Origin of the sequence: Marinobacter sp. es.042 (genome assembly GCF_900188315.1) — a bacterium.
Taxonomy (GTDB): domain Bacteria; phylum Pseudomonadota; class Gammaproteobacteria; order Pseudomonadales; family Oleiphilaceae; genus Marinobacter.
The window spans coordinates 3,219,909-3,240,074 of sequence record NZ_LT897781.1 but is presented as its reverse complement, the minus strand read 5'-3'; the positions used below and the strand labels follow the sequence as shown (position 1 = coordinate 3,240,074).

The 20,166-nt window shown below is 55.7% G+C and carries 17 protein-coding genes; 3 read left to right on the top strand and 14 right to left on the bottom strand.

Annotated elements, in window-relative coordinates:
• Window positions 1-84: 84 nt before the first annotated feature.
• Window positions 85-1,356: an urea ABC transporter substrate-binding protein gene (gene urtA, locus CFB02_RS15040; protein ID WP_014578807.1), complete on the bottom strand. Its 1,272-nt coding sequence runs from the start codon at window positions 1,354-1,356 to the stop codon at window positions 85-87.
• 297 nt (window positions 1,357-1,653) lie between these two features.
• Here urtA and CFB02_RS15035 point away from each other — a divergent pair, with 297 nt between their 5' ends.
• The 3 genes from CFB02_RS15035 (at window position 1,654) to CFB02_RS15025 (ending at window position 6,718) form a co-directional block, all read left to right on the top strand.
• A complete protein-coding gene (locus CFB02_RS15035; protein ID WP_088558641.1) occupies window positions 1,654-5,037 on the top strand; it encodes an ATP-binding protein in 3,384 nt (1,127 codons plus the stop codon).
• Window positions 5,024-5,929: a DNA-binding response regulator gene (locus CFB02_RS15030; RefSeq protein WP_088558640.1), complete on the top strand. Its 906-nt coding sequence runs from the start codon at window positions 5,024-5,026 to the stop codon at window positions 5,927-5,929. Before CFB02_RS15035 ends, CFB02_RS15030 begins: the two co-directional genes overlap by 14 nt.
• 108 nt (window positions 5,930-6,037) lie before the next feature.
• Window positions 6,038-6,718, top strand: coding sequence for a DUF3047 domain-containing protein (locus tag CFB02_RS15025; RefSeq protein WP_172835873.1), 681 nt, complete (start codon window positions 6,038-6,040; stop codon window positions 6,716-6,718).
• A 27-nt stretch (window positions 6,719-6,745) separates the two neighbouring features.
• Here CFB02_RS15025 and CFB02_RS15020 read toward each other — a convergent pair whose 3' ends face one another.
• The 13 genes from CFB02_RS15020 to CFB02_RS14960 form a co-directional block, all read right to left on the bottom strand.
• Window positions 6,746-7,483 carry a substrate-binding periplasmic protein gene (locus CFB02_RS15020; RefSeq protein ID WP_227519238.1) on the bottom strand — a complete coding sequence of 246 codons (738 nt, stop codon included), beginning with the start codon at window positions 7,481-7,483 and terminating at the stop codon, window positions 6,746-6,748.
• Window positions 7,484-7,672: 189 nt separating this feature from the next.
• Complete coding sequence (gene nhaB, locus CFB02_RS15015; RefSeq protein ID WP_088558638.1) at window positions 7,673-9,178, bottom strand: sodium/proton antiporter NhaB; 1,506 nt, start codon at window positions 9,176-9,178, stop codon at window positions 7,673-7,675.
• A 333-nt stretch (window positions 9,179-9,511) separates the two neighbouring features.
• Window positions 9,512-11,344, bottom strand: a complete 1,833-nt coding sequence (gene glmS, locus CFB02_RS15010; protein ID WP_088558637.1) for a glutamine--fructose-6-phosphate transaminase (isomerizing) — start codon at window positions 11,342-11,344, stop codon at window positions 9,512-9,514.
• A 30-nt stretch (window positions 11,345-11,374) separates the two neighbouring features.
• On the bottom strand, window positions 11,375-12,739 hold the full coding sequence (glmU, locus tag CFB02_RS15005; protein WP_088558636.1) for a bifunctional UDP-N-acetylglucosamine diphosphorylase/glucosamine-1-phosphate N-acetyltransferase GlmU: 1,365 nt from the start codon (window positions 12,737-12,739) through the stop codon (window positions 11,375-11,377).
• Between the two features lie 155 nt (window positions 12,740-12,894).
• Window positions 12,895-13,317: a F0F1 ATP synthase subunit epsilon gene (locus tag CFB02_RS15000; protein WP_088558635.1), complete on the bottom strand. Its 423-nt coding sequence runs from the start codon at window positions 13,315-13,317 to the stop codon at window positions 12,895-12,897.
• A gap of 35 nt (window positions 13,318-13,352) precedes the next feature.
• Window positions 13,353-14,747, bottom strand: coding sequence for a F0F1 ATP synthase subunit beta (atpD, locus tag CFB02_RS14995; protein ID WP_088558634.1), 1,395 nt, complete (start codon window positions 14,745-14,747; stop codon window positions 13,353-13,355).
• 55 nt (window positions 14,748-14,802) lie between these two features.
• A complete protein-coding gene (gene atpG / locus CFB02_RS14990; protein WP_088558633.1) occupies window positions 14,803-15,663 on the bottom strand; it encodes a F0F1 ATP synthase subunit gamma in 861 nt (286 codons plus the stop codon).
• Between the two features lie 68 nt (window positions 15,664-15,731).
• On the bottom strand, window positions 15,732-17,276 hold the full coding sequence (atpA, locus tag CFB02_RS14985; RefSeq protein ID WP_088558632.1) for a F0F1 ATP synthase subunit alpha: 1,545 nt from the start codon (window positions 17,274-17,276) through the stop codon (window positions 15,732-15,734).
• 28 nt (window positions 17,277-17,304) lie between these two features.
• Window positions 17,305-17,841 carry a F0F1 ATP synthase subunit delta gene (locus CFB02_RS14980; protein ID WP_088558631.1) on the bottom strand — a complete coding sequence of 179 codons (537 nt, stop codon included), beginning with the start codon at window positions 17,839-17,841 and terminating at the stop codon, window positions 17,305-17,307.
• 12 nt (window positions 17,842-17,853) lie between these two features.
• The gene (locus CFB02_RS14975) at window positions 17,854-18,324 is read right to left on the bottom strand and encodes a F0F1 ATP synthase subunit B (protein ID WP_088558630.1); all 471 of its coding nucleotides are present in this window, start codon (window positions 18,322-18,324) and stop codon (window positions 17,854-17,856) included.
• Window positions 18,325-18,410: 86 nt separating this feature from the next.
• Complete coding sequence (gene atpE, locus CFB02_RS14970) at window positions 18,411-18,638, bottom strand: F0F1 ATP synthase subunit C (RefSeq protein ID WP_088558629.1); 228 nt, start codon at window positions 18,636-18,638, stop codon at window positions 18,411-18,413.
• Window positions 18,639-18,688: 50 nt separating this feature from the next.
• The gene (gene atpB, locus CFB02_RS14965; protein ID WP_088558628.1) at window positions 18,689-19,558 is read right to left on the bottom strand and encodes a F0F1 ATP synthase subunit A; all 870 of its coding nucleotides are present in this window, start codon (window positions 19,556-19,558) and stop codon (window positions 18,689-18,691) included.
• 15 nt (window positions 19,559-19,573) lie between these two features.
• On the bottom strand, window positions 19,574-19,966 hold the full coding sequence (locus tag CFB02_RS14960) for an ATP synthase subunit I (protein ID WP_088558627.1): 393 nt from the start codon (window positions 19,964-19,966) through the stop codon (window positions 19,574-19,576).
• Window positions 19,967-20,166: the final 200 nt, after the last annotated feature.

Genomic DNA, 20,166 nt, shown 5'->3' with positions numbered 1-20,166 from the left:
TTAGACCAACTTACCCTTCAAACCCTTAATCTCGTGTTGCAGAGGCAACGGATGCTGGCGCCCGGGGGCGCCAGCAGTCCGGGCTTATTGGTAGCCTTCCGGGAACGGGTCCGGTTCCATCAGTTCTTCGGTCTCGTAGACAACCTTGTACTGGCCGTCAGGTTGAGCCTGGCCGATACGGGTCTTGGACCACAGGTGATGGTTTTCGTGGATGCGCACGTAGCCTTCTGGCGCTTTCGTGAACTCGATGCCTGCGAACTCTTCACGGATCTTGTCGATGTCGAATGAGCCGGCTTTTTCAACCGCCGCTTTCCACAGCCATGGGCCGAGATAAGCCGCCTGGGTCACGTCACCGATGACCATGTCATCGCCGTAGGCTTCCTTGAAGGCCGCAACAAATTCCTTGTTGTTGGGGTTATCGAGGCTCTGGAAATACTTCATGGAGGCGTAGATGCCGTCCACGTTCTCACCGCCGATACCGCGGATCTCGTCCTCGGTCACGGAGATGGTCAGCAGAAGGGGCTTCTCATCGGTGAAATCGATACCGGCCGCTTTCATCTGCTTGTAGAAGGCCACGTTGGAACCACCTACAACCGAGGCAAAGATCACGTCCGGCTTACGCAGCTTGATCTTGTTGATAACGGAGTTGAACTGGGTGTGACCCAGCGGATAGTACTCTTCGCCAGAGACCTTGAGGCCCAGCTTGTCCTCGATGTGCTTACGGGCGATCTTGTTCGAAGTACGGGGCCAGATGTAGTCCGATCCGAGCAGATAGAAGCTTTTGGCACCCTTGGTTTCTGCGGCCCAGTCGATACTGGCAAGGATCTGCTGGGTCGCTTCCTGGCCGGTGTAGACCACGTTGGGCGACTGCTCAAGACCCTCGTAGAAGGTGGGGTAATAGAGCATGCCGTTGTATTGCTCGATAACCGGGAGAACGGCCTTGCGGGAAGCCGAGGTCCAGGCGCCAAAGATCGCAGCAACGTTGTCCTGGCGCAGTAGCTTCCGGGATTTTTCAGCGAAGGTCGGCCAGTCACTGGCGCCGTCTTCCTGAACGAATTCAATCTGGCGGCCCAGGACACCACCGGAGGCGTTGATCTGGTCAATAGCCAGCTTTTCCGCCTGAACCGAGCCAATCTCACTGATCGCCATTGTGCCGGTGATGGAGTGCAGAATGCCGACCGTAACGGTGTCATCCGTCACCGCCAGACCAGTCGTGTTGACCTCTGCTGTGGCCGGCACTGCCGCCTGTGCCGACGTCGCAAGCATGACGGAAGCCGCCAGCGTCATCAGGCTCTTTTTCAGCCCCAGTCCCTTACCGAACGACCGCCCGTTGGCGGCTTGATCTGTCGTATCCATGGTGATTCCTCGCAGTTTTTGAAGTCCGGATCCGCGCTTCCCTTCGAAAGCACAGTGCCCACGAGAATCATTCTGCTCGGCACCCGTACAGGTGCCCATTCGGCAATCGCCCCAGCGCGCTACGTCATTTGACGCATTCCTGTAACCAACAGGACAGGCTAAAAACGCAGGCATGCAGAAGAAGAACATCCCTGCACCGGTCTATGGCACGGATATTGTTCCGGCTTTCTCATCCGGTGCATTTCAGCTTGAAGCTGCACTAACGCGGGGCAATCAAACACCAAAGGCAAGGCAGTCATGGCGGCAAGACAGAATATTTTTCGGGTTCGGCGCAGCTACAACCAGTGGGTAGCCAACCAGACCCTGGAAGACTATGCGCTTCGCTTTACCGCCAAGAGTGCCCGGCGCTGGTCCGCGGCCCGGGTAAGCAACACAGCCCTGGGCGCTATCTCCTTTCTGGCGCTGGAAGCCATCGGCGGCTCCATTACCCTCCACTACGGATTCGACAATGCGGTCGCCGCCATATTGGCCGTCAGTCTGGTGATTTTCCTAACCGCCATCCCGATCAGTTACTACGCGGCCCGTTACGGCGTCGACATTGACCTGCTGACTCGCGGTGCCGGCTTTGGCTATATAGGTTCCACCATCACCTCGCTGATTTACGCGTCATTCACGTTTATCTTCTTCGCCATCGAGGCGGCCATCATGGCCATGGCACTGGAAATGCTGTTCGGGATTCCCCTGGTCCTTGGCTACCTGATTTGCTCCGTGGTGATCATTCCCTTTGTAATCCACGGGATCACCACGATCAGCCGGTTCCAGGTCTGGACCCAGCCAGCCTTCATCTTTCTCCAACTGGTGCCCTTTGTTTTTATTGTTTACGCGGACGCCTCTTCAGTCAGCGACTGGACACAGTTCGAGGGACTTAACCCGGTTGATTCCGGTGGCTTCAGCATCGTTATGTTCGGGGCCGCGGCGGCTGTGGTTTTCTCATTGATTGCCCAGATCGGCGAGCAGGTGGATTTCTTGCGCTTCATTCCAGAACCCCGCAATGCCCGGGAAAAGCGGCGTTGGTGGGCCGCTGTTATGGCAGGCGGACCTGGCTGGATTGTGATCGGCATGTTGAAAATCCTGGCGGGCTCCTTTCTTGCGGTTCTTGCCCTGAAACAGGGCGTTACCGCCTCGGAGGCGGCTGATCCCACCCAGATGTATCTGATCGCCTTCAATTACATTACCCATTCGCCCGAGATCTCCCTGGCGATGGCGGGTATTTTCGTCATTCTTTGCCAGCTCAAAATCAACGTTACCAATGCCTATGCCGGCTCCATCGCCTGGTCCAACTTCTTCTCGCGACTCACCCACAGCCACCCCGGACGAGTTGTCTGGCTGTTTTTCAACGTCGCCATTGCCCTTCTGGTGATGGAACTGGGGGTTTACCGGGCGCTGGAGGAAACCCTGGGTTTCTATGGCATCGTCGCCATTGCCTGGGTTGGTTCGCTGGTGGCGGATCTGGTGATCAACAAACCACTGGGGCTCAGTCCCGCACACATTGAGTTCAAACGTGCCCACCTGTACGACATCAACCCGGTCGGGGTTGGTGCCATGCTGACGGCCTCTGTAGTAGGCATCATCTGCCATACCGGCATACTGGGCGTTTATCCGGAGGCTCTTTCCCATTTTATCGCCATGGGAGTCGCGCTGATCATGGCGCCTCTCATCGCCTGGAAAACCGGTGGCCGTTTCTACACAGCACGGCCATTCGTCCCCATCGCTACTGACCATCAGCTCGTGCAATGCACGATTTGTGAACATCACTTCGAACCGGAAGATCTCACCCATTGTCCCGCGTATGACGGCACCATCTGTTCACTGTGCTGTTCACTCGATGCCCGTTGCGCAGACGCCTGCAAACCGGGGGCCGGATATCAGGAACAGCTCAACCAGTTTCTCGGAAGCCTGATGCCAAAACCGGTGTTGGCCGGTCTGCGCTCAAGGCTCGGGCATTTTCTGAGCCTGCTGGTACTCATCAACGGCCTTTCCGGCCTGCTGCTGTCCCTGATCTATTTCAAGACGCCGGTCGCTTCACCCGCTGAAGGCCTTCTCTTGTCGGTGACCCTGTGGAAAGTGTTCTTCATTCTGGTGATCGTAACCGGCGTGATCTGCTGGCTGTTCGTGCTCGCCCACGAAAGCCGGGTAGTGGCCGAGGAAGAGTCCCGACGCCAGAACCGCCTCCTGATGGAAGAGATCGTCGCCCACGAACGGACCGACCAGGCTCTTCAGCAGGCAAAAGAACAGGCGGAGGCCGCCAATGGAGCGAAAAGTCGCTACTTGACGGGGATCAGTCACGAACTCCGTTCCCCGCTCAATGCCATCCTCGGCTATGCCCAGTTGATGGAAAACGACGAGACCATCCCTTCCCACCGCAAGGAAGCCCTCGGCGTCATTCGCCGCAGCGGTGAGTACCTCGCCGATCTGATAGAGGGGCTGTTGGATATTTCCAAGATCGAGGCTGGCCGCCTGGACCTGCACCGCGATCAGGTTCGAATAGAGCTGTTGATGGAGCAACTGGTGACCATGTTCCGCCTGCAGGCAGAAGATAAAGGCCTGGCCTTCGATTACCACTGCCCCAACCCGCTTCCGGAAATGGTCACCACCGATGAGAAGCGGCTGCGCCAGATCCTGATCAATCTTCTGTCCAACGCCATTAAATACACGGATCGGGGCGGCGTCTCCCTGACCCTGCGTTATCGCAGTCAGGTCGCCGAGTTCACCGTACGCGATACCGGGGAAGGCATAGCCCCTGAGAATGTGGAACGCATCTTCCGGCCGTTCGAACGTATCCGGACACCGGGGCAAAGCCGGGCCGGCACAGGTCTGGGTCTGACCATTACCCGCCTGCTCACGGAAATCATGGGTGGCGATATCTCGCTGGAGAGCGTACCGGGTCAGGGTAGTGTCTTCCGGGTCAGTCTGATGCTATCAAGCCTGCATTCGTCGACACCCCGCTCGATATCAATGCCGGCCAAACGCATCTACGGTTACCACGGTTCGCGGCGAAAAGTACTGCTGGTGGATGACGATATGTCCCACCGCCAGGTCATGAGGGCCATGCTCTCGCCCCTGGGCTTTGAAATCGTCGATCTTGGCAATGCTATGCAGGTTTTGGCTACCGTTGAGGCGGAGCGCCCTGACATTGTGCTTCTCGACGTGTCCATGCCGGGACAAAGCGGCTGGGAAGTCCTGGCAATGCTACGACAGCACAAACACACCGTGCCTGTCGTGATGGTTTCTGCCGACGCTAACGAGGGCCACCACGCCGCAGACTCACCGCGTCTGCACGATGGCTACATCATCAAACCGGTTCGGCTGAACCTGTTGCTCGACACCATTGCCAGCGTGCTGGATCTCAATTGGCGATTCGATAAGAGCCCGGATCCTCTGGCGGCTATTCCATCACCCGACCATGGCGTTTTGCCTTTACCCAAAATGGAGCATCGCCTGGCTCTGGCCAATCTGGCCCGGATCGGACACCGGAAAGGCCTGCTTGAGGCATTACATGACCTGAAACACAGCGGCGAGGCGGCCGAACCCTTTGCGATTGAGCTCACCAGACTCACCAATGATTTCCAGTTTGAGAAAATTCTTGAACTACTCGAGGTAGCCGAACATGAAGCTTCATAATGACCGGAAGACTGTCGTGATGGTCGTAGATGACGCAGTCGACTCCATTCGAATGATCAACGATGCCATGGAAGAGGCAGGTATGACGGTGCTCGTTGCGCTGGAAGGAAACCAGGCCCTTACGATCAGCCAGAATATCACCCCGGATGTGGTGTTGATGGACGCTTTGATGCCCCATATGGACGGCTTCGAAACTTGTCGTCGATTGAAAGAGAACCCCGCGTTCGCCGATATTCCCATCATCTTCATGACCGGTCTAAGCGATACCGAACACGTTGTTATGGGGCTCAATGCCGGTGGTGTGGATTACGTGACCAAACCGATTAACACCACCGAACTCCTGGCCAGAATGGATGTACACCTGACGAATGCCCGCATGACCCGCAGTGCTCGTAGCGCCCTGGATACGGCCGGTCAGAACCTGTTTGCGGTGGATCGCGAGGCGAATTTGCTGTGGGGCACGCCACAGGTTTGCCAGTACCTGCCCGACGCAGCGCACCCCGAATTCCCCGAGGTACGTGCCAGACTGGAGAAATGGCTGGGCCACCGTCCCGAGCCGGGCCACAGCATGCCAGTCGAAATCATGGGCATCGACAGAACGGTAGAGTTTCTTGCCCTTGTGGATAACCGGGAATACCTGCTGCGGCTGAAAACACCACAGAACCAGAACAGCGCAACAGCAGCCTTGCGGCAGCGGTTCGAGCTGACACTGAGAGAATCCGACGTGTTACTCTGGATCGCGAACGGCAAGACCAACCGGGAGATAGGTCAGATCCTGGATATGAGTCCCCGAACCGTAAACAAACACCTGGAGCAGGTATTCCGGAAACTGGGCGTAGAGAACCGGACGGCGGCCGCAGCCAGTGCAATCCGCTTGTTGGCAATCCAGTAATGGCCTCGGGCACTTTTGCTCATAGCGTCTGTCCATCGGGGTACTGTGAACCTGAAAGCGAGAAGCGCGATGAGAAAGACTGCCACATTTTTATCGGTGCTGGTTCTGATGGGCCTGTCAGGGCTCTTGTTAGCACAGACACCATCCCCCCTCACACCTTTCTCGGAAATGCAGTCCCTGAATGATGGCTGGGAGCCTCTGGAATTCCCCAAGATAGATCAGCTCAGCCGCTATGAACTGACAACCGAAGACGGTCAGCAGGTGGTGCGGGCGACCACGGACGGCGGTGCGTCGGGACTGATCGCACGGGTCAGGCTGGAGCCAACCGATTCGCTGATTCTGCAATGGCGCTGGAAGGTCTCGAATGTGTTCGAAAACGGGGATGCCCGGGAAAAGTCCGGGGACGATTATCCGGCAAGAATCTATGTGGCATTCGAGTTCCAGCCCGAGAAGGCGGGGTTTTTCGAGCGCGCCAAACGCAAGACCGTCGAAGTGTTGTTCGGTGAGTCCCTGCCTGGCAATGCCCTCAACTACATCTGGGCCAATACCCTCGCCGAGGGCAAGATCGTACCCAATCCATACACCGAAAAAACCATGATGATTGCCGTGAATTCCGGATCGGAACAGGTCGGCGAATGGGTCACGGTGGAGCGCGATATCATGGCCGACTATCGGGAAGCGTTTGGCGAGGAACCACCACCGGTGGTGGGTATTGCCATCATGTCGGATTCGGACAACACCGGGGAGAACGCCACGGCCTGGTATGGGGACATCCAGCTAAACCCCTGAACGAAAACCGCTATCGAATAACAGCCATCAGCGAAGTCCATCGGGATAACCGGGGATCATAAAGCCTTCTGTAAACTCTCGTACTGGTGGCACTTCGCCCTTTTCCATGAGCCGCAGATAGGCGTCATCGAACTCGTCACGCAGCAACGCAGCCCTGGGATGCGCGAGAGAGAAAATCCAGGCGGTGTTACGGGTGCGCACCTCCGCTTCACGAATAACGCTATCTGCCCCTTTGATGAGGATTTCCCGGACAGGTTGGCGGTAGTCCAACAGGTAATCGCCGCGTTTTCGTTTCAACATGTCCACGGCAGACCGGTGATTGGGAGCCTCGGTAACTCGAATGTCAGTGTCGTTTTCAAGCCAGGCAAGCAGGCCGGCATAGGTGTAGCCGCCGATTACGATCACTCGTTTTTGCTTGAGTTGATCCAGGTGCTCCAGGGCAGGCGTTTCCTCGCGATACCAGGCACTGAGATATACCGGGAAGGGGCTGACCCAGCTTTCGAGAACATTACCATGAAGAACGGGAACGTCTGTTACTCCTGGCCAGACATCTATCGCACCATTACTCAGATAGAGATAGACCCGACTAACAGGCAAGTAGAGAAACTCGGGCTCATAGCCTGCTTCGGCAGCAACTTTCCGGGTCAGCTCGATGAAGCTGCCAGATGGCGTTCCATCAGCAGACTGGTAGCTGACCGGCGGAAATTCCAGATAGGCCACGCGCAGTATTTTTTTATCCCCGGCTTCCTCGGCTGGTACAGCCATGCCTGCAAAAGCGAGCATTAAAAAGACAATGAACCGGCCAGTCAAAGACTTCCGGTTCATAAGTGCGGAAACAGACAAAAGTTCAGCGTTACTGTGCATGGAATTCGTTTTTTAAGATCTGTTGAAGCAAAGATTAACAGACCCGGGCAAATCTGCACTGACACCGCCCGCAAAAATCCGATCAGAATGTCAAATATGGTTAATAACCATGTACAGACCGACACCGCCCATGACCAGCATGTAGGGAAACGCCATCACCACCATCTTGCCGTAGGACAGCCTAACCAGCGGCGCGATGGCAGACGTCAGCAGGAACAGGAAAGCCGCCTGGCCATTGGGAGTTGCAACGCTGGGAAGGTTGGTACCGGTGTTGATGGCAACTGCCAACTTCTGGAAATGCTCATAGCTGATGGCGCCTGCATCCAGAGCCTGTTTGACTTCACTGATATACACAGTCGCTACGAAGACGTTATCGCTGATCATTGAGAGCACGCCGTTGGCAATGAAGAACATGCCAGGCTGACGGGCTTCAGGAAGCGACAACACGTAGTCAATAATCGGTTTGAACAGGTGCTGTTCGTGAATCACCGCAACCACCGCGAAAAACACCACCAGCAGCGAGGTAAACGGCAGGGATTCCTGGAAGGCCTTGCCAATCTGGTGCTCGTCGGTAACCCCGGTAAAGGAGGTAATCAGAATGATGACGAGCAGGCCAATCAGACCGACCTCGGCCAGATGGAAAGCCAGGCCCACCACCAGAATTGCGGCAGCAAAAGCCTGCACCCAGAGTGCCGCCTGATCAGCCTTGGTACGCTTCGCCCGCTCGTTCTCTGCAAACTCTTCCAGCACCCGGCGCACGGGTTTTGGCAGGCGCCCGCCGTAGCCGAACCAACGCAGCTTCTCCAGGGCCCAACAGGTAAACAACCCGGCCGCCAGCACCGGCACGCTCACAGGCGCCATGTGCAGGAAAAAGCCGGCAAAATCCCAACCCACTACTTTGGCAATCAGCAGGTTCTGGGGTTCGCCCACCATGGTTGCAACGCCACCAAGAGCGGTACCGATAGCACCGTGCATCAACAGGCTGCGCAAAAACGCCCTGAAGTTCTCCAGATCTTCCCGGTGCAGCTCGATCACCTCGTCATCACTGCCGGCGTTATGATCCTTGTGCTGATAGCCCTTACCGGATGCCACCTTGTGGTAAACCGCGTAAAAGCCCACCGCAACGCTGATGATCACCGCGGTAACCGTAAGTGCATCCAGGAAGGCCGATAGAATCGCTGCCGCGCAGCAGAACAAAAGAGACAAAGCCGACTTGGAACGCACACCCACCAGAATCTGGGTGAAGGTCACCAGCAGCAGTTCCTTCATGAAGTAGATGCCGGCCACCATGAACATCAGCAGCAGGATCACCGGGAAGTTGGTGAGCACTTCCAGATACACCGCATCCGGCGTTGTCAGACCAATCAAAAGCGCCTCGACCGCCAGCAGGCCACCGGGCAGAAGCGGGTAACACTTCAGGGCCATGGCCAGGGTAAAGATAAACTCGGCAATCAAAAGCCAGCCGGCCGTTCCCGGCCCCAGGGTCCACATGACAATCGGGTTGGCGATGAGAAACAGCAGGATGACCTGCTTGTACCAGACGGGCGCCTTGCCAAGGAAATTGTGGGTAAAGCCGGAAATAACGGTATTGGGCATTACGGAAATCTTCTGAGAAAACGGGTTATTGGTATTGTGTCGTTTAACGCCCGCATCTTCCTTGATTCTTGCGTACCGGGGTATTGGTCAAAGGTACAAATGGGAGACCGCTTTTGGTCTCACTAACCATCGAAAGGGAGGTGGACGACTAAAAACACAGATAGTGAGCTTGAAATTGCTGAGCAAAACAGCTTAACCGAGCCCACATTTTAACCGATTCGAGCCATAAAAAGACTGCTTAGTAAAAAATAAACTGCCTCGAAGCTGAGCAGATAGCAAGAATCCGCCAACAGGCGGATTCTTCGACAACCAATACGCTTTCCGTGAGGACGCTTATTCCACTGTAACACTCTTGGCAAGGTTCCGCGGCTGATCCACATCGGTACCCTTCAGTACGGCCACATGGTAGGACAGCAGCTGGAGTGGCACGGTGTACACGATCGGCGCGGTAATCGGATGCACGGACGGAATCTGCATCACATGCAGGCCCTCTTCCGCTTTGACGCCGGCCTTTTTATCGGCGAAAACGAAAAGCTCGCCACCGCGGGCCCGAACCTCTTCCAGGTTGGATTTCAGCTTCTCAACCAGGTCGTTGTTGGGAGCGACAGTGACCACCGGCATTTCGCTGTCGACCAGGGCAAGGGGGCCGTGCTTGAGCTCGCCGGCAGGGTAGGCCTCGGCGTGGATGTAGGAGATTTCCTTGAGCTTGAGGGCACCTTCAAGAGCCACCGGGAACTGGGAACCGCGTCCCAGGAACAGGCTGTGGTTCTTATCCATGAATGCCTTGGACATCTCGGCGATCTCGCCATCCAGGGCCAGCACATCACTGACCTGGCCAGGCACGAGGTGGAGGGCCTCGACGATTTCAGCTTCCTGCTCCTCGGGCAGCCCATTATGACGGGCCAGAGCTAGGGTAAAGATCAGCAATGCCGTGAGCTGGGTGGTGAATGCCTTGGTGGAGGCCACGCCGATTTCCGGTCCGGCCTGGGTCATGATCACCAGATCGGATTCCCGCACGAGGGAACTACCCGGCACGTTACAGATGGCCAATGCTGCCCGGAAACCTGCTTTTTTCGCCTGACGCAGGGCCGCCAGGGTATCGGCGGTTTCGCCGGACTGGGAAATACAGAGGAACAGGGTGTCCTGCTGGATCACGTGCTTGCGATAGCGGAATTCGGAAGCCACCTCCACGGAACAGGCAACGCCCGCCAGCTCCTCAATCCAGTAACGGGCTACCATACCGGCATGGTAACTGGTGCCACAGGCAATGATCTGGACGTGACGAACGTTCTCCAGGAGGTTAGCGGCCTCAGTACCCAAGGCCTGTTCAAGAACCCGGGTCTTGGTGACCCGGCCTTCCATGGTCGCCTTGATCACTTTGGGCTGCTCGTAGATTTCCTTGAGCATGAAGTGGCGGTACTCGCCCTTGTCGGCGGAATCGGCGCCGTGTTCGAAGCGGGTTACGTCCCGCTCCGCCGGCTGGCCCTCGCGATCAAGAATGCTGATGCCATCCTTCCGGATGTCGGCAATGTCACCTTCTTCCAGGAACATAAAGCGATCGGTTACCGGCAGCAGAGCCAACTGGTCGGAGGCGATAAAATTCTCGCCGATACCCACGCCAATCACCAGGGGGCTGCCCTCACGACAGACCACCATATGGTCCGGTTCATCGGCATGGACAACAGCCAGGGCATAGGCACCGCGAAGGCGAGCAATGGAGGCCCGAACGGAATCGTGAAGGTTACGCAGGGCGCGGTAGTTCTTCTCGATCAGGTGGGCAACGACTTCGGTATCGGTCTGCGAGGTGAACTCGAAACCGTCAGCCCGGAGTTCTTCGCGCAGCTCCTGGTAGTTCTCGATAATACCGTTATGGACGATGGCCAGATGCTCACCGGACATGTGCGGATGGGCGTTGACCTGGGACGGCTCGCCATGGGTGGCCCAGCGGGTGTGAGCAATGCCCAGATGACCGGCGAGAGGGTTTGCTGCCATGGCCTCCCCGAGAGCTGCAACCTTGCCTACTTCCCTGGCGCGCTGGACACTGTGGTCGCCACCTATTACAGCCATACCGGCGGAATCATATCCCCGGTATTCCAGACGGCGCAGACCCTCAAGCAGGATGCCCTGAACGTCCCTTTCCGAAACTGCGCCTACAATTCCACACATGCTGCTCTACCTGTCTGTTGATCGTTTGTATCAGTGTTTCTTCGGCTTTTCCCAACCGGCAATATTACGCTGCCGGCCCCGGGCGACTGCAAGCTCGTGATCGGCAACGTCGCGGGTAATGGTCGAACCCGCGCCAATGGTGGCATCCGCTGCTACAGTTAACGGGGCAACCAAAGCCGTATTGGAACCGACAAAGACGCCGTCACCGAGCACGGTGCGGTACTTGTTCACACCATCATAATTACAGGTGATGGTTCCTGCACCCACATTCACATTACGGCCCAGTGAGGCATCACCCACATAACTCAGATGATTGATCTTGCTGCCCTCGCCGACGATGGCCTTTTTGGTTTCCACAAAGTTGCCAACTTTGGTATTCGCCGCCAGCTCGGTGCCCGGCCGGATCCGGGCAAACGGTCCGATCTGGGCATTGGCGCCAATCACCGCGCCCTCGATCACACTGTTTGCCTTGATCTCCACGCCATCTTCAATGGTGGCGTCCTTGATGACGCAACCAGGGCCAATGGATACATTACTGCCAAGGCTGACGTTGCCCTCGAACACCACGTTCACATCAATCCAGAGGTCATTCCCGATACTCAGCTCGCCACGGACGTCAATCCGTGCGGGATCCGCGAGTGTCGCACCTTCTGTCATCAGCCGGTCAGCCTGCTGGCGCTGGTACCAGCGTTCCAGTTCGGCCAGTTGCAGGCGATTGTTGACTCCCTGCACTTCAAACGGATTCTCCGGCTGAGACACCGAAACACCCAGGCCCTGCTCCACCGCCATGGCGATAATGTCAGTGAGGTAGTACTCGCCCTGGGCGTTGCTATTGGAGAGCGTCGGCAGCCAGTTCTTCAGATGTTTCGCTGACGCCGCCAAAATGCCGGTATTCACCTCGCGGATCTGCTGCTGCTCGGGGGATGCGTCTTTCTGCTCGACGATTGACTGCACGTCGCCATCAGCATTCCGGACAATCCGTCCGTATCCCTGGGGATTGTCCATGGTGACCGTCAAAAGACCCAGGGTGTTGTCATCCAGGGTACCGACCAGTCCCTCGAGGGTTTCATAGCGGGTCAGCGGCACATCGCCATAGAGCACGAGAACCCGTGCGTCATCCGGCAGATCCGGCAGGGCCTGAGCCACAGCGTGACCGGTACCCAGCTGTTCGCTCTGGGTCACCCAGTTTACCGAGGCTTCGTCCGTGGCTTCCCGGACCTTGTCAGCCCCATGGCCGATCACCGTATGGATCTTTTCGGCACCCAGGAGTTTGGCGGTGTCGATGACGTGATGGAGCATCGGGCGGCCGGCAATGGGATGAAGCACCTTGGGCAGTGCGGATTTCATTCTGGAACCCTGGCCGGCGGCCAGAATGACGACGTGTAGCGGGCTCATCTCAGTTCTACCCCTGTGAGTGATCGGGTAAACATTCCAAAAAAGAAAAACCGCGTCCTAATTGGCCTCCAAGGTTGTTCATGGACAACAAACCTTGCCGGCCTTTTCAGGATGCGGTCTTGTCTCAGGCGAGATCCAGAAACGGAAAAACGATCCTATCGAACGTTCTTACGCAGTTTCTGCAAGGTGCGCAGCTGAGCAGCGGCTTCCGCCAGCTCAACAGCAGCACGTGAGTATTCAAACTCGCCTGTTTTGTTCGCCAGTGCCTTCTCGGCTTCTTTCTGCGCTTCCAGTGCCGCAGCCTCGTCCACATCCTTTGCACGAACGGCGGTATCGGCCATGAGGGTGATGATGTTGGGCTGCACTTCCAGGTATCCCCCGGAAACGTACAGTATTTCTTCATCACCACCCTGTTTGACAATCCGCACAGCGCCGGGCTTGAGCGCGGTCAGTAGCGGAGCATGGCCAAGCTGGATGCCCATTTCACCTTCAGTCCCGGTGGCAGTCAGTACTTCCACCAGCCCGGAGAAGATCTTCTCTTCGGCACTTACGACGTCGCAGTGTACGGTCATAACCATTTCTTACGCCTCTTGCGTCAGAAAGTGAAGGTCGCTTATTTGCTTTCCTTCGCTTTCATTGACTTCGCCTTCTCGATAGCTTCCTCGATGCCACCACACATATAGAAAGCCTGCTCCGGCATATCGTCGTAATCACCGTTGAGGATGCCTTCGAAGCTGGCGATGGTCTCCTTCAGGGAGACATACTTACCGGGAGAGCCGGTAAACACTTCCGCTACGTGGAATGGCTGGGACAGGAAACGCTCGATTTTACGGGCGCGTGAAACGGTCAGCTTGTCTTCTTCAGACAGCTCGTCCATACCCAGAATGGCGATGATGTCCTTCAGTTCCTTGTAACGCTGTAGAACGTTCTGAACGCCACGGGCAACATTGTAGTGTTGCTCGCCAATCACCAGCGGATCCAGCTGACGGGACGTAGAGTCGAGCGGATCGATCGCCGGATAGATACCCTTGGATGCGATGTCACGGCTCAGTACCACTGTCGCGTCAAGGTGCGAGAAGGTGGTTGCCGGAGAGGGGTCAGTCAAGTCATCTGCCGGTACGTATACCGCCTGGATGGAGGTGATGGAGCCATCCTTGGTGGAGGTAATACGCTCCTGAAGTTCACCCATCTCCTGAGCCAGTGTCGGCTGGTAACCTACTGCTGACGGCATACGGCCGAGCAGTGCGGATACTTCGGTACCGGCCAGGGTGTAACGGTAGATGTTGTCGACGAACAACAGAACGTCACGGCCTTCGTCACGGAACTTCTCGGCCATGGTAAGGCCGGTCAGGGCAACACGCAGACGGTTTCCAGGGGGCTCGTTCATCTGGCCGTAAACCATGGCAACCTTATCGAGAACGTTGGACTCCTTCATTTCGTAGTAGAAGTCGTTACCTTCCCGGGTCCGCTCACCAACACCTGCGAATACAGAGAGACCGGAGTGCTCTTTCGCGATGTTGTTGATCAGTTCCATCATGTTTACGGTTTTACCAACACCGGCACCACCGAACAGACCAACCTTACCACCCTTGGCAAACGGGCAAATCAGGTCGATAACCTTGATGCCGGTTTCCAGCAGGTCAGCTGAGGCTGACTGGTCGGCATAGCCGGGTGCTTTACGGTGGATAGCCCAGCGCTCGTCTTCGCCGATGTCGCCCTGCTCGTCAATGGGACGACCCAGAACGTCCATGATGCGACCCAGAGTCTTGGTGCCCACGGGAACGGAAATTGGTTTGCCGGTATTCTCGGCTTTCAGGCCACGCTTGAGGCCTTCAGTGCTGCCCATGGCGATGGTACGTACAATGCCGTCGCCCAGCTGCTGCTGAACTTCCAGAGTTGTCTCACCACCTTCAAGCAGCAGTGCGTCGTAAACGCCCGGAACGGAGTCACGTGGAAATTCCACGTCGATAACCGCGCCTATGATCTGAACGATGTGTCCGCTACTCATGCTCGGTTCCTCGTTATCTTAATAGTCAATAAAACCAGTAGGATTGTGGGCAGGATCAGACCGAAGCCGCGCCGCTCACAATCTCCGAAATTTCTTGCGTAATGGCTGCCTGACGGGCCTTGTTGTAAGCCAACTGTAGCTCGTCAATGATGCTACCCGCGTTATCTGTCGCGCTCTTCATGGCAATCATCCGCGCAGCCTGCTCGCAGGCCAGATTCTCTACCACTCCCTGATAGACCTGGGATTCGATATAACGTGGCATCAACCCATCCAGGATGGGCCGTGAATCAGGCTCGTAGATGTAATTCCACTGGTGACCAACTTCTTCATCCTGGCTTTCCGGCAGAGGCAGAAGCTGCTTGGACTTCGGCTGCTGGGTCATGGTGTTTACAAACTCGTTGTAAATGACATAAAGACGATCAATCTTGCCGTCTTCGAATGCATCAAGCATGACCTTGACGTTACCGATGAGCTTCTCTGCGCTTGGGCTGTCCCCCAAGTGGGTCAGGGCTGCTACCACGTTTCCGCCATAACTGCGAAAGAATGAGGCCCCTTTTTGCCCGATAGCGCAGAGATCGGTCTCTACACCTTTATCTTTCCACTGCTTCATTTCACGCACGAGCAATTTGAAGGCGTTACCGTTCAGGCCACCGCACAATCCCCGATCAGAGGAAATCACGATGTAACCCACACAATTAACTTCCCGCTCACGCATGAAGGGATGCACGTAATCCTTGTTGGACTTTGCTATGTGTCCGATTACCTGCCGCATCTTTTCGGCATAAGGGCGTGTCGCCTTCATGCGTTCCTGAGCCTTGCGCATCTTGCTCGCCGCGACCATTTCCATGGCGCTAGTGATCTTCTGCGTGCTCTTGATGCTTCCGATCTGATTGCGTATTTCTTTTCCTGCGGCCATAAGTCACTGCCTTTTCAAGTTAGACACTCATGTGGACAAGAAAGCCCGCCGCGACGGGCTTCCAGTCGTTACCAGCTTTGAGTGGTCTTGAATTTCTCCAAAGCAGCTTTCAGGCCGGAAATGATGTCATCATCGTACTTGCCTTCGGCGCCAATCTTATCGAGCAGGTCTTTTTGCTCAGCGCGCATCCAGTCGAGAAGCTGAGCTTCGAACTGAACCACTTTATTGACGTCGACATCATCCAGGAAGCCTTCGTTGGCTGCGTACAGTACGGTACCCATCTCAGCAACCGACATTGGGCTGTACTGGTTCTGCTTCATCAGCTCGGTGACGCGCTGACCATGCTCCAACTGCTTACGAGTCGCCTCATCCAGATCTGACGCGAACTGAGCGAACGCCGCCAGCTCGCGATACTGGGCGAGGGCCAGACGGATGTTACCGCCGAGCTTCTTCATGATCTTGGTCTGGGCAGAGCCACCAACCCGCGATACCGAAACACCCGCGTTCATTGCCGGACGGATACCGGAGTTGAAGAGGTTGGTTTCCAGGAAGATCTGACCATCGGTGATGGAAATTACGTTGGTTGGTACGAACGCAGAAACGTCACCGGCCTGGGTTTCGATGATCGGCAGTGCAGTCAGGGAACCGGTCTTGCCTTTCACTTCGCCATTGGTGAGTTTTTCAACTTCATCAGCGTTGATCCGGGACGCACGCTCGAGCAGACGGGAGTGCAGATAGAATACGTCACCCGGGTAAGCTTCACGGCCTGGCGGACGACGCAGCAGCAGGGAGATCTGGCGATAAGCCACAGCCTGCTTGGACAGATCATCGTAGATGATCAGAGCGTCTTCACCGCGGTCACGGAAGTATTCGCCCATGGAAGTGCCGGAGTACGGAGCCAGGAACTGCATCGCTGCGGGATCTGCGGCGCCTGCGGCAACGACGATGGTATGATCCATCGCACCGTGCTCTTCCAGTTTGCGCACAACAGCGGCAATAGAAGACTGCTTCTGGCCAACGGCAACATAGATACACTTGATGCCGGTATTCTTCTGGTTGATGATCGCGTCGATGGCGACGGCGGTCTTACCGATCTGACGGTCACCGATGATCAGCTCACGCTGACCGCGACCGATCGGCACCATGGTATCGATCGCCTTCAGGCCAGTCTGAACAGGCTCATCAACGGATTGACGTGCAATAACGCCCGGCGCAACCTTCTCGACCGGTGAGGTGAGGGAGGTGCCCAGATCGCCTTTGCCATCGATCGCGTTACCGAGACCATCGACCACACGACCCATCAGTTCTGGACCAACCGGCACTTCAAGGATACGTCCGGTACAACGAACCTTCTGACCCTCGGCCAGGTCTTCGTAGTCGCCCAATACAACAGCACCTACCGAATCACGCTCCAGGTTCAGCGCCATACCGTATGTGCCATTGGCAAATTCGATCATCTCGCCGTACATAACGTCGGCAAGACCGTGGATAAGTACGATACCGTCAGAAACCGACAGGATCGTACCTTCGTTTTTTGCTTCGGAAGAGATATCGAGCTTTTCGATCCTCTTCTTGATGATGTCACTGATCTCGGATGGATTCAGTTGCTGCATGCCTTTGTCCTCAAACCTTGTGCTGAAATCAGGAGCCCATAGCCCTGGCCATCTTGGCCAGTTTGCCTCGGACTGAAGCGTCGATAACCAGATCACCCGTATTTACTACCACGCCGCCAATCAGGGACTGATCGACGGCGGTTTCCAGGGCCACCTTGCGCTCCAGCTTTTTGGACAGCGCTTCGATGAGCTTCTGCTGCTGCTCTTCGGTCAATTCAAATGCCGTGCTCACCTTCAGTTTGACTGTGCGCTCAAGATCCGCGCGGTAAAGGCTGAACAGGGCTGAAATTTCCGGCAACAACGGCAGGCGCTTGTTTTCAGCAAGAATCAACAGGAAGTTTCTGAGTGCTTCAGGCAGCGGCTCTTCAAAACAGTCAGCGAAGAGTTCCGCCTTGCGTTGCTCAGACAGGCCAGGAATGGCCAGAATGTTCTTTACCTCTTGGTCAGCCGCCACCTGAGCCGCGAAAGCCAGAGCCTGATCCCACAGATCAACAGCTTTCTGGTCTTGCGCAGCACCAAAAACGGCCTTCGCGTAGGGTCGGGCTAACGTAGTAAGTTCTGCCATGGTGACCCTCGCTTAGAGTTCTGCGGCCAGCTTGTCCAGCATCTCGCTGTGAGCTTTGGCATCTACAGAGGTTTCCAGGATCTTCTCGGCACCAGCAACAGCCAATGTAGCGACTTCTGCTCTGAGTGCATCGCGAGCCTGGACACGCTCCTGCTGAATTTCCGCCCTGGCCTGTTCAAGGAGCTTTTCGCCTTCTTTGCGAGCATCATCCTTGGAGGCTTCTACAATCTGGGCGGCACGCTTGTTTGCCTGATCAATCAGGGCAGCAGACTCTTCTTTCGCCTTTTGAAGCTCTTGGGAAGCTTTTTGTTGGGCAAGCTCCAGATCCAGAGAAGCCCGATCTGCAGCAGAAAGGCCGTCGGCTATTTTTTTCTGGCGCTCTGCCATGGCAGCCGTGATAGGCGGCCATACATATTTGACGCAGAACCAGACGAAAATAGCGAAAGCAATCGATTGCCCTATCAACGTAAGGTTTATATTCACGGCGATATACCTCTTGCTATTCGTTGCGTCCCGGTTAACGGGAAGTGGGGCGCGGCATCAGCCGGCGCCCTCAGGTCTCGTTTTGATTAACCAGCAACAACGAAGATCAGGTACATAGCAATACCAACACCGATCATGGGAACGGCGTCAAGCAGACCAGCCATGATGAAGGCTTTGGTTTGCAGCTGGTTGGCCATTTCAGGCTGGCGAGCGGTGGAATCCAGAAGCTTGCCGCCCAGCAGACCAAAACCGATACCGGCGCCCAGGGCACCCAGACCGATAATAAGCGCAGCTGCGATGTATACCATTTCCATTGAAGACTCCTCAGTTTTTCAGATAGTTAAGGGTTTGTTTACAGAATAGATTAATGATCTTCGTGCGCTGCGCTGAGGTAGACCACAGTCAGCGTTGTAAAGATGAAAGCCTGCAGCGTAACCACCAAGATGTGGAAGATAGCCCAGGGAACATTCAGCGTCCACTGGATCCACAATGGCAGAAGCGCGATCAGGATGAATACCACTTCACCGGCGTACATGTTACCGAACAGACGCAGTGCCAGGCTGATCGGCTTGATGATCAAGGCCAGGATCTCGAGCACCAGGTTGAACGGAATCAGCAGCCAGTGATTGAACGGGTTAAAAGACAGCTCTTTGGCAAAACCTCCTGGGCCCTTGACCTTGAAGCTGTAATACAGAATAAGAAGGAATACGCCGATCGAGATTCCAAAGGTTCCGTTGGGATCAGTGGTAGGCACGATTTTGAAGTAGCCCAAGCCGAGAGCCGAAGCAATAGAAGGGATGTAGTCAACCGGGATCAGCTTCAGAGTGTTCATGAGCAGGATCCACACGAAAATAGTCAGCGCGAGCGGCGCAACAAGCGGATTCTTGCCATGGAACACGTCTCGTACGATGCCCTGAACAAATTCGAAGGTCATCTCTACTGCATTTTGAAGACCGCCCGGAGTATCAGTGGTCACCTTTTTGGCGACAAACCGGAAGAGTCCTAGAAAGAGAACTCCCATGGCAATGGACCAGCCGAGGGTATCGACGTGGAATGCCATGAAGCCCATATCGGCAGCTTCCTGGCCGGTTTTGGCGAATGTCCAGGTCGCTTCCTGCAGCACTGTGACGTCGCTACTGTAGGGATCGACTCGCTCATAGCCTTCCGGAAGTTTGCCGTAGGTGAGGTTGGTAAGGTGGTGCTTTATATACTCTACTGGGGTATCAGCTGCCATACTGCTCTCGTCCAGTCATCGCTGTGGGCGCGGCCGGATAAGCCAGCGCAAAGCCGTACCTATCGCAACCATCACAGCAAAAGTGAATAACAGAGCCGGCCCGTGGACTGACTCCATTAAAGTGAAAACGGCCGCAAAAAAAATCGCGGTAAGGGCAATTTTGATACTCGCTGCCCTGAACATATTACTGACCGCCAGTTGCATCTGGCGAGCACCCTCAAACCGATAGGTCCGGTGCGCAAAATAGGCGTTGGGTATGACAAAAATAAGACCGCCTATAAACGCGGAATACCCAGCTGCTCTGCTCTCGATCAACCACAGTAAGCTGATGACGACTAAAAGAACCATCTCTATGATCAGCCACTCTTTAAGCGGCACGTACGTGATGGCTTTTCTGAAACCTGTCATGTCACCAGCTGTTGTTACAAGCGCGCGAAATTATATGTGTTAACCGATGCCCGTTCAACAAGAGCCGCCCAAATTCGCGGTTAAAAATCAACCAGCACATCCGCTCAAATCGTTCTAATTGACACAGGTTGTGTCATCAAATATTGATGATTACAACATGTAGTATTTTTAAGAAAAACTAGCACTTTAGAATGATTTAC